The sequence below is a fragment of the Aestuariivivens sediminis genome, assembly GCF_022662105.1.
Lineage (GTDB): Bacteria > Bacteroidota > Bacteroidia > Flavobacteriales > Flavobacteriaceae > Aestuariivivens > Aestuariivivens sediminis.
Genome location: NZ_JAKMCP010000004.1, coordinates 273,834 through 285,551 on the forward strand (window position 1 = coordinate 273,834; position 11,718 = coordinate 285,551).

At 35.0% G+C, this 11,718-nt stretch carries 6 protein-coding genes; 5 read left to right on the top strand and 1 reads right to left on the bottom strand.

Features of this window, described 5'->3' with window-relative positions:
• The first annotated feature begins 206 nt into the window (after positions 1 to 206).
• The 3 genes from MR054_RS12795 to MR054_RS12805 all read left to right on the top strand — a co-directional run bounded on the left by MR054_RS12795 (position 207) and on the right by MR054_RS12805 (position 5,359).
• Positions 207 to 1,469 carry a bile acid:sodium symporter family protein gene (locus MR054_RS12795; RefSeq protein WP_242158220.1) on the top strand — a complete coding sequence of 421 codons (1,263 nt, stop codon included), beginning with the start codon at positions 207 to 209 and terminating at the stop codon, positions 1,467 to 1,469.
• 364 nt (positions 1,470 to 1,833) lie between these two features.
• Entirely contained in the window at positions 1,834 to 3,375 is a 1,542-nt protein-coding gene (locus MR054_RS12800; RefSeq protein WP_242158221.1) for an aldehyde dehydrogenase (NADP(+)), read from the top strand.
• Between the two features lie 790 nt (positions 3,376 to 4,165).
• On the top strand, positions 4,166 to 5,359 hold the full coding sequence (locus tag MR054_RS12805) for a site-specific integrase (RefSeq protein WP_242158222.1): 1,194 nt from the start codon (positions 4,166 to 4,168) through the stop codon (positions 5,357 to 5,359).
• Positions 5,360 to 5,650: 291 nt separating this feature from the next.
• Here MR054_RS12805 and MR054_RS12810 read toward each other — a convergent pair whose 3' ends face one another.
• Complete coding sequence (locus MR054_RS12810; protein ID WP_242158223.1) at positions 5,651 to 7,114, bottom strand: sulfatase family protein; 1,464 nt, start codon at positions 7,112 to 7,114, stop codon at positions 5,651 to 5,653.
• Between the two features lie 676 nt (positions 7,115 to 7,790).
• On the opposite strand from MR054_RS12810, the gene MR054_RS12815 reads away from it, so the two are divergent.
• Both MR054_RS12815 and MR054_RS12820 read left to right on the top strand, forming a co-directional pair.
• Entirely contained in the window at positions 7,791 to 10,517 is a 2,727-nt protein-coding gene (locus MR054_RS12815) for an outer membrane protein assembly factor BamB family protein (RefSeq protein ID WP_242158224.1), read from the top strand.
• Between the two features lie 117 nt (positions 10,518 to 10,634).
• A partial coding sequence (locus tag MR054_RS12820; protein WP_242158226.1) for a hypothetical protein occupies positions 10,635 to 11,718 on the top strand: 1,084 nt, incomplete at its 3' end.

An 11,718-nucleotide genomic window follows, 5' to 3' on the forward strand; every position in this document is an offset into this window, starting at 1 on the left:
ATCATGTAAAATTACATTACATCATATTGTTATAATGAATTATATTAACCTTAAAATTGATATTATAGGCAAATATATTGAAATAAAACACAAATAATGCATTTAATAAATTAAACATGTAAATAAATATAACAAGTTATTAGGTTTTAAGTTTACTATTTCAATATATTTGTCCTAACTGTATTAAAAATATTGCTGTTATATTTATGAAGTCAAAGTTAATCTTAGTTGTTCTGTTTGTTTTTCTCATAACGACAGTATATCAATTATTTATCGGAAGTATTCAGAACGCAGGAATCCCAATGTTAGGACTGTTTATTGTTTTGGCACTTTATGGGTATGTACATAAAAGGCTAAAAAGTATGTCGTTTACTTTTTGGGTATTTGCCTTTTTAATTGCAGCTATGTATTATCCTTTTTTGTTTACAGATTGGGGGTTTAATACTAAAATACTTGTTATTCCAATGCTTCAATTGATAATGTTTGGAATGGGGACTAAATTGAGTTTTGGTGATTTTAAAGAAGAATTGTCTAAGCCTAAAGGGGTAATAACAGGTACTGTAATGGCTTTTGGAATTATGCCATTATTAGGTGTATTCGTAGTCAAATTGTTTAATTTCCCACCTGATATCGCTATAGGTGTTATTTTAATTGGGTGTTGCCCTGGAGGGGCTTCTTCAAATGTTATGGCCTTTTTGGCAAAAGGGAATGTTGCGTTGTCTGTTAGTGTGACTACGGTTACAACACTCGTAACACCAATAGTTACTCCGGCCTTGATGAAACTTTTAGCAAATGAAATGATTGAAATTTCGTTTATTAAAATGATGTTGTCAAGTTTTAACCTAATCATTGTACCTATTGCTGCAGGATTAATTTGTAATAAAATATTATACGGAAATTCAGATTGGATTAAAAAGAAGCACAATGTATTGACGGTTGCTATATTGGCAGGCTTAATGGTATTTTTAATATTGGCTGTTCCATTTTTAACATCATTAACTGTTATAAAGCCTGGGTTGATACTAGGTCTTTCACTTATCTCAATAGTTTCTTTAACTAAATTAATTGTAAAATATTTTAATGGACCTCAAAATTGGATGGATAAGATATTACCCTCATTATCAATGTTTTCAATTGTTCTTTTTGTTACAATCGTTGTAGCTCTAAATCGGGATAAATTATTAGTTGTTGGTTTATTTCTAGTAGCAGCATCGGCTATTCACAATTTATTTGGATTTATTTTGGGCTATTCATGCAGTAGACTAGTTGGTCTCTCAAAAAGAGATAGTAGAACGCTCTCTATAGAAGTAGCATTGAAAAATGGTGGATTGGGTATGGGGCTAGCACTAGAAGCATTAGGGAGTGCAAATGCCGCTTTGGCTCCAATTGTTTTTGGAAAATGGATGAATATTTCTGGTTCAGCCTTAGCAAATTATTGGCGCGTTAAACGAGTTGATGATGAAGAATAGGTTGATATAGTATTAATAGAAAATATAATTGTTTAATAATATAAAAATAATAAACAGAATTGAGTACTTATCCCTTGTTTTAATTATGTTTTTAATACTTGCTTATTGCATGAATAAGGAAGGATTATTTTAACAAAATTTAGAAGATTGGTACGCTATTGGGACAGCTAATTGGGGTTTTTCGAATAATGAACTCGTTGGAAGTATTGAAGAAGAACAGGATTTATAATTACTAACAATGATACCCATAGTGATTCGCGATTTGATAGATATATAGGATTACAAGTAGTAGGTTTAGGAGACATTAGATTCAAGAATGTAATAATTTCTGAATTAAAATAAATTATAGATAAAAAATTTAAAGATGAATACGAATAATACCTTTTATGCAATTAATGCCACTACTGAAAAACCTTTAGAAGGCGCGTTCCAAAATGCGTCTATAGGGAAAATTAATGAAGTCGTGAAAAAGGCTACTGAAGCATTTGAAATTTACAGAAAAAAAGACAAAAACAGCATTGCTGATTTTTTGGATCAGATAGCAGAAGAGATAATGAATCTTGGAGATTCATTACTTGAAAGATGTCATTTAGAAACCGCATTGCCAATGGCTCGTTTACAAGGTGAAAGAGTAAGAACAGTAAATCAGTTAAAATTATTTGCAACTGTTGTTCGTGAAGGTTCATGGGTTGATGCTAGGATTGATACGGCAATACCAGACCGTATACCAATTCCTAAGGCCGATATTAGGCATATGCTTATTCCACTTGGGCCAATAGCAGTTTTTGGAGCCAGTAATTTTCCTCTTGCATTCTCAACAGCAGGTGGAGATACAGCTTCAGCATTAGCAGCAGGATGTCCGGTTGTGGTTAAAGGACATAAAGCACACCCCGGGACTGCTGAGTTAGTTGCTACTGCCATTTTAAAAGCAGTAAAAAAATGTAGAATGCCAGACGGAACTTTTTCATTAATACATGGAAACTCAAGAAAGGTAGGGGAAGATTTAGTAAAGCACCCAGAGATAAAAGCTGTTGGATTTACAGGGTCATATGGAGGAGGTAAAGCATTGTTTAATTATGCTAACGCAAGGCTAGAGCCAATTCCTGTATTTGCAGAAATGGGGAGCACAAATCCAGTGTTTATTTTACCAGCTGCCCTTAAAGAAAGTGGAGATAAAATTGCTGAAGGTATGGTAGGATCTATAACAATTGGAGTTGGTCAGTTTTGTACTAAGCCGGGGTTATTATTTATTCAAAAATCTGAAAGCACAGATAAATTTTACAGTCAATTAGGTAATGGTATTAGTAAAGTACCGGGAGCAACCATGTTAACACCAGATATGTTAAAAGCATATAATAGTGGTATAGAAAGCACATTACAGATTGGTGAGGTTGAACTCTTTGCCTCAGGATTAAATGGAGGTACTACAACTGCTACCTCTAAAGTATTTAAAACCTCTATTGAAAATTTTATAAATAATAAATCATTGTCTGAAGAGAATTTTGGACCAACAAGTATATTGGTTGAGGCAAATTCAAAAGAAGAAATATTTGAAATTGCTAGAAACCTAGAAGGTCATTTAACAGCAACAGTGCATGGAACGGATAAAGATTTAGAAGAATACAAAGAACTTTTCGATATTTTAGAATTAAAAGTTGGTCGTGTTTTAATAAATGGATTTCCAACAGGAGTGGAGGTGTGTAATTCTATGGTTCATGGAGGGCCTTATCCAGCTACAACTGCACCACAGTCAACATCTGTAGGGACTAATGCCATGAAACGTTTTGTAAGACCTGTTTGTTTTCAAAATTATCCTCAATTTTTATTGCCAGATGCCTTAAAAAATAATAATCCATTTGTAATATGGCGTTTAATTGATGGGGGCATAAGTAAATCAGGAGTTTAGATTTTCTAGCTGAAAACAAGTTTTTGTAAAAAATATTTACAACAAAACATCAAAAAAAGTACTGATGGAACGAATTAAAAATGCAGATCAGCTAGCTTTTTGTATGTTGTATGATCGGCTGTGGGAACCAATGTATATAAAGGCAATTGCTATTTTAGGTAATGTAAGTCTTTAGATAAATTGGAGCTTTTTGATTTAAAATTTAAAAGAGGATTTGAACTAATTTAATCTAAATTTTTGATATTGTTTTTTTGTTCAATTTAGTGTTTTGATTTTCGTTCTATTACGAACAAACGTATGACGCATTAGAAACTACTAGTGAATAGGGATTAACCTTTACCATTAATAGAATAATGACTTCTATAATCAATAGCTCATTACAAATTAGAAATATTCCACTTATTTAATAATATTAATTACTACCACCCACCCACACATTTAACACCTTGACAAATGATGAACTATTAAGGTATTGATTTTTCGAAATCAATTATTTTGATGAAGTCACGGATAAAGGTGTTGTAGGTTCGACAAAACAATAATACGGGGAGCAAATAACAGAAGCACTTACAATTTGTAGGTGCTTTTTTTATGCAATAAACTGAGCTACACATTATAAATAACTGCATTGTATGCATTATGTGCATTTTGTCCTTAAAATGCCAACCTACCAAAGGCAGGTAAACTTGCCAAGGTTTTTCTTAAAAAAGGTTGCAAATAAGGTTGCAATCTAAACTAAAAAGGTTGCAGTTTTTCAACTTCAATTAATCAATCTAAAAAATTTAATAAAATGAATAAGCTAAATATACTATTTGTAATTACTTCTAGTAGGACTAGGAAAGATAACAATGCAAGTTTAATCTGTAGAATAACATTCAATAAGTCTAGAAAACAATTCTCTACGGGAATATCCATCAATCCTAAAAACTGGAATAGCAAACAACAATATGTTGAGCCACCAGAACCAGATGCGGAATTAAAGAACACACAATTAAGCCTGATTAAGACCAAACTTAGCCAGGCTTTTTTAATGCTGCAAGTTCAGGAGAAAGACTTTACCGTAGAAGACATTTATAAGACCTATAAAGGCGAAAAAATAGAGAAACAGTACAAAGTCATGGAGTTCTTTGAACGTTACTTAAAACGGCTAAAAACCCTTATAGGAATTGATATCAAGGAGGTTACATGGGATAAGTTTTACTACATAAAGGAGGATGTGAAAAGGTTTATTAAATGGAAGTTTAAGACCAATGATATTCCTTTAAAAGAGCTAAAGGCTAACTTTCTAACAGAATTGGACTATTATTTCAAAACACAGCAGCAGATTAAGCAGGTGACCATTAATAAAAAGATCCAACGATTTAGAAAAGTGGTCAAGGTAGCAGTTGCTGAAAATTTCTTGGAGAAGGATCCATTTCTGTTATTCAGAGCTAAGCATGTTAAAAAGGAAATGACCTATTTAACACCAGAGGAATTGGAGAAGTTAGACAACCATGGGTTTAAACAGCCTAGATTAAAATTGGTTCAGGATTTATTTATTTTCTCATGTTATACCGGATTACCTTATAGAGAGCTTATGAATCTAGAGAGGAAGCATATTATTAAAGGATTTGATGGTAATCTGTGGATAGAAATGTTGCGTGAGAAGACAGCTAAAGGACTGTCAATACCAATATTACCTAAAGCTTTGGAAATCTTAGAACACTACAATCAAGAAGGCCATGTCTTTCCAAGGATAAGTAACCAAAGATATAATTCTTATCTAAAGGAAATAGGTGCTATAATAGGCTTGGATAAAAAGCTAACCACCCATATGGCCAGAAGGACTTTTGCAAGCACTGTGTTACTTTATAATGATGTGCCGATGGAGATTGTGAGTGAATTATGGGGCCATTCTAGTTTAAAGATTACCCAGGATAGCTATGCTAAAGTGGTAAAGCAAAAAATTAGTAATGTAGTTAATGCAATCAATGCAAGTAATTGATAGTTAAAGTAAGTTTGTAAAGAGGAAAATCAGCGATGAGATTAGTAGCTTAAAGGGGAGTGGTTAGCTTCCCTTTTTTAAGATAATAATCATTTGGTTTAATAAATATGTGCACTTTTTAGTCTAAAATGAAATTCCCAAGTCTTGATAAATGCATCTTGCGTAATATCTTAAACCATGCTAATAGTCATTGTACAAATTCAAGAGTGAAATTAGTTTTTTTTCATCTACTAAAAATGCTAATTCCTCATGTTTCGTTCAAGCTTCACTCATTTTGAATTAATCTTTATTTTAATTTTTAATAATTGGTACTTGAGATCTAAATGAATTTGTCGAAACCTGGCCCGCAGGTCTGGAGAAAAGCCGCATTTCTTCCTGGAACATCACAGCCATTCCTCGTAATTTCCAAATGAGAACTTTATCTTGTACAGGTGATCTTTCCCCTGGATCTGTTTCAAGATTATAGAGAATCGGTTCAGGATTGAGTTGTAGTTTCCATTTTCCTGACCTAACTGCTGCTAATTCACCCAAAACACCATGATAGAAAAAAGCATTCAAATATTCTTCCTTATCAATGGTTTTGTCCCATTCAAGTGAAGGATTCCAATACCGCCTTAAAGGTATTGTTGCATTAAGTGAGTTTTCTTGCGAAAAAGATATTTTATCGGTTTTTCCTGTGATCAAACTGCTAAGATCGCGACCATCCATGACAATATTCTCAGGGATTTTGATACCGGCAAGTGACGCTAGCGTTGGGTACCAGTCCATAGCAGTTGTCATGACAGGTGAATTTACGCCATTTTGAATTCCGAGTCCAGGTCCCCATACAATGCATGGTACTCGAAGACCCCCTTCTAATGTTTCTAATTTTCTACCTCGTATGGGTTGACCTTGGTTCCTGCCTGGTCCACGGCCATTGTCCGATGCAAAAATCACAATAGTATTATTTTCAATACCAAGATCCTTGAGAGTATTCATAAGACGTCCGGTATGATAATCTAACTCATGTATGGCATCACCATATTCTCCCCAATTAGAAGTTCCAATAAAAGGCTTACTAACACCAATAGGAGAATGCAGCATCGTATGTGGAAGATAAAGAAAGAATGGTTCAGATTCTTTTTTTAAGCCCGATCTCCCCCCTTTAACATTGGATTTGATCCAATTAATTGCCTCTTCCGTATACATCCTTGTTAATTTTGCAGGATCGGCAGGGCGTTCAACGACTTCCCCGTCACTGATTATAGGAATACCCCCTTCATCTTTATAAAATATGGTTTCATAGGAATCTAAATTATGTAGAAGTCCATAATAATGATCAAAACCCTGTTGTCTGGGCAAAAGCGGCCCTTCAAATCCAAGATGCCATTTTCCAATACAAGCTGTTTTATAACCGTTTTGTTTAAATAATTCAGCCATTGTTAGTTCATCTGGGTTCAATCCATAATTAGAATCTGGACGATGAACCCACACATTATTACCTACTCTTCTTGGATAGCAACCTGTGAGTAATCCAGCTCGAGAAGGACTGCAAATGGGAGCAGCTGCATAATAATCAGTCAATCGAATGCCTTCCTCCGCTAATTGGTCTAATCGGGTGGTTTGAATTTCATCGGCTCCATAACAGGTTAAATCATAATAGCCCATATCATCCACAAGGATAAATATGATATTAGGACTTTTTTCCTGTGAATGTCCTTTTTGTAATGCTATAGTAAGAATTAAAATGATACCAGTAAATATATTTTTTAACATGATGTTATAATTAAATTGATCATTGCAAACATACAACAATAATTACACGTGTAATAATAAATCCATTTCTGTATGTTCATTATTAAGTCTTATCCTTATATTTTTTTACGCGTCGGTAACTTAAAATAAAAGGGATCTTAAATAATGATAGTCTATCAGAATTATCCGATGTATATTGAAAATAGATAAAGGTATTTGTTGCTTAAATATACTAATCGTGGTCCTTAAGAATCATTTATTTGGCTAAGTTTTAGATTGATCTGACATTTTTTAAACTATTTAACATAGATAAAATATTTTTCATTGAGTTCTGCTACATACATTATTTTTGTTGGAGTTCTTCACTAATTTCAAGTGTTAAAATACAGAAGCTCAATTTCTTTTAACGCATCTATTCAATAGAAAATAAATGTCAATACATCAATGAGTAGATATCTACAGAGATATGCCTATTTAGAACGAAATAATTAGAATGATTTATCACGGTTTGGACTAAAATTGGGCAAAAAATATCCGTATCGAACATAATATTATTATAAATAAGTTTGCATGATAAAATAATAATAATATATTTGCAGTACACGTGTAATAATGTTAATGAATAAACATGGTTTTTAAAAAAAAGTTACATTAAGTTAGCCTAGAGACATTAAAAACCAGTGAAAAAATGAATTGAATGAATGTAGAATTAAAAATTCAGATAATTTTCAACAAAATAATCTCAATATCTTTAGCCGTATTTTCATTTGTTTTTTTTTTAGGACTTACAAGTTCAATAACAAATGCACAGGAAAACGTTGTCCTTAAATATCAAAGTGGGGACGACGAAATTGACCAGATTCGCAAAGAAATTAAACTTCATCCTACCGACGCAAGCAACTATAAATCGCGAGGAGTAATGTTAATGCAATGGGGAAGTTCCCTACAGCAACAAGGCGCTATTACTACTGGTAGAATTCCTGCTGAAATCTTCAGACCAAAAAATATTGAAGCAATAAGGAACGAGAAGGAAAAACAACAAGAAATTAACAGATATTCGAAATTGATTGACAAGGGATATTTGATTCTCGATTCGATACAAAATGAAATTATTGAAGACCCTTGGAAAGGATTAATGCCCCTTGTGCCTGACCATAAAAGTGTAATTCCACCGGTAAAAAATGAAAAGTCTTGGCCTAATTACCAAGGGACACTTACGAATGAAGGTTTTAACGGAAATGATGGCCCCGTTTATGGAAGAATTGCATGGAGGTTTCCTGTGGGTCTTGCATGGGAGTCAAAGCCTGTTATAAACGGGAATAAAGTTTACTTAGCATCTCCCGGGATACATAATATTCTATTTACTCTTGATATTAATTCTGGTGAAGCAATAAACACTGTGAAACAACTTGGAGGCAGAGCTTATGGTACTCCAGCTTATGCTTCAACACCTGTTGTGCTGAAGGATTATGTACTTATGCGCGAAATGGGGAGCAAATCAAATGCAATGGAGGTGGCATATATCAATAAAAGTAATTGGGAATTGGAAAGAAAAACATATTCCGGTCAAATTGATTACAGGGCCGGTTATGCTCCCCTTGCTGCTAATGAAAAATACATGGTTTTTCCTTTTTCAGATAATGATATTGAAGCTAGACCTCCTAAAGCACGAGGATTTAGTCGTATCATTTGTAAAGATACTAAAACCGGAAAACAATTAAGGGACATCAGTATAGGGTCAACATTTGCAGAGCCATTGTTGGATGATGACGAAGTGTTTGTAGGAACCAACGACGGTTATGTATATTCTTTTAAAGCATATGGGTCTGATTTAGAGAAGGAAAGAAGCAATCAGATCGCCATGTCAAAGGAGACGGTCATAAACTGGAAGTTTAAAGCAGATGATGCAGTAAACCGAAAAGTAGCAACAGATACGAAACAGGTTTATTTTGGCGCTAATGATGGAGTTGTGTATTGTCTCAACAAGATGAACGGAGATCTTGTATGGAAATATACGGTTGAAAATCCTATTGCGGAATCATTCCGCCATTTCTCAACGCCATTAGTATCAGGTAATCGTATTTTTATAGGTTCTGCGGATAAGCATCTATATTGTCTCGATGCTTCTAGTGGTAAACTTATTTTTAAATATGCATCCAGCGATTGGGTTCGTGCCTGCCCAGTGGCAACAGAAGCCAACGTCTATTTTGCTTCTATGAACGGCGATTTATATAATATTGATTTCAGTGGTAAAGAACCAAAAGAGGTATGGACAAAACGTATTGGAGACCACTGGGTTTATGCCGATCTTGCCCTTTCAGGGGATAAACTTATACTGAATGATTCTGATCTTTACAGTTATTGTATTAACACCAAAAATGGTGATGTTTTATGGAGATTTAGTATTCTCAAAGGATTTCATCAAAAAGATGGTTACAGAATACTAACCGATCAGATAGCAGGCGGGGGTTATTACCAGTCTAAAGTAACTGCAGCTGAAGGGAAAGTATTCATCGGAACACCTTCTCGTTTTGTTTATGCTATGGATGCCGATAATGGTAAAGAGATATGGAAATTCGAGATGGGGGCGGCCATATCAGGAGCTCCAGTATTTGATAATGACAAAATTTATGTCGGCCAGCAAGGAGGAGAGGATGATTTTTATTGTCTTAATGCTAAAACAGGTGAACTCATATGGAAGCAGGATATTGGATGGGATTGGGGTTCCGCCTCGGTTTCTGATGGCTTAGTATTCATTCCAGGTATTGATGGTTATTTTAATTGTCTGGATGCTAATAATGGAAATATAATCTGGCGTTTCCGCATAGACCGATCGGTTTGCAGTGAACCTTTGGTTATGGGGGAATATGTATATTTTGGGGGATGGGATTCACACTTGTATAAATTTGAGAAGAGAACAGGGAAGCTGGTTTGGAAATTTCAGGGTGGAGGTTCCGACTCTGGCGTGGCCGTCGGATTTGATGGCAAAATACTCTGTCCGGGGGGTGGTAGCGGAGGCACAGGTATTAAAGTTATAGATGCAGAAACTTCTGAAGTATTGTGGAGACCTGAAATTATAGGTCATACCAATGGTACACCAGCATATCATAATGGGCAATGGTTTGTTTCAATTTGGGATGGACAATTAATAGCATTAGATGATAAAACAGGGAAGAAAAATTGGACTGTTAAAGGTGCCTCCGGTATTACTGGACCAGTCGTTGGAAATAATGGCTACGTTTACTGTGGATCAGGTGTAAACCCTTACTTTTTTGCATTTAAAGAGAAAGGGAATGGTGACGGAACAACAGACTGTCTATTCAGGGTTAAAATGGCCGGCGGCTTGTTAGAAGCAACACCTGCTCTTTATAGAGGCCGGGCTTATATTTTGAGTGGAGGAGGATATTTATATGCTATTGAATGATCCGAGAATAGACAATTAGCATAACTTATTAAAACGGAACTACTAATTAACCTAAATCAACCCTTTATAGGTATCATATTAAATTAATAAAACACACATTATAATTAAACAGAAATAATGAAAAACCTAAAACCACTTTATTACTTGACTTTTATTGCATTATTGATGGCACTATTATCATGTTCTTTCGACAAGGAGTTTATTCCGTTTGGAGAACCTGACATAGACCGTGTTAGAAAGGAAGTCATGGTATCACCAACTGATTCTGAAAATTTTGATGTACGTGTTAATACATTATCTTTATGGATGCGGTTCATGATGTTTTACGGAGCGGATGTTGTTATTGATCCACAAAAGTATAAGGAAAAAGCTCACTACTTTTACAACGATGTTGATGAGAATGGTAGATATATACTGAAAGCAAGTGAATATAGCCCTGAAACAGCTGTAGAAATTGATTACCGCTACAATATGCTGGAAGAGATGTGGACGGATTTCTCAAAAGACAAGGATCAATATATTGTTGAACTGAACCGTGATCTGTCAGACAATAATGGCGAGATTATAAACTGGTCTTCTCTTCGAGGAGATCCCCAATTAACCGCAGCAACCACCGAACCTGGACCAATGAAGGGAGAAGTTCACTGGAAGTATCCAACTCCACATATGTGGCTCACCCGTCCTGCATTCGATAAGGGTAGAGCCTATGTAGGTTCACCGGGAGTATCCTATCTGGCATACTGTATAGATACAGAAACAGGAGATTATATTTGGAAATCCATACCAAAAGGCAATGGGCTTAGAACGCGTTATTACGGGCCACGTTCCTCCTCACCGGTTCTCATTGCCGGCGCCAATATGATTAGCAGACGTACACAAGCAAGATTAGGCGACGAGCATTTTGTTTATATTAATAAAGAAACGGGGGTTCAGCAAAAGGGCATAAAAAACAATGAGTTTTTGAATTCCAGTTCTGGCTATGCACCATTTGATGGAAATGAAGAATATCTTGTTTACCCCCAGGGCATCCAGCCGGTAGTGCAGGGAAAGCAGAAGCTCTATGTCAATCAGATTGAGTACAGAAAGATAAGAGAAGATTTTCCCTTTGACAGCCTTGCCTGTAAAAGTACTAAAACGGGCAAGTTGATATGGAAGAAATATATGGGCGAGTTTTATGCTGAGCCTCTATTGGACAACAACC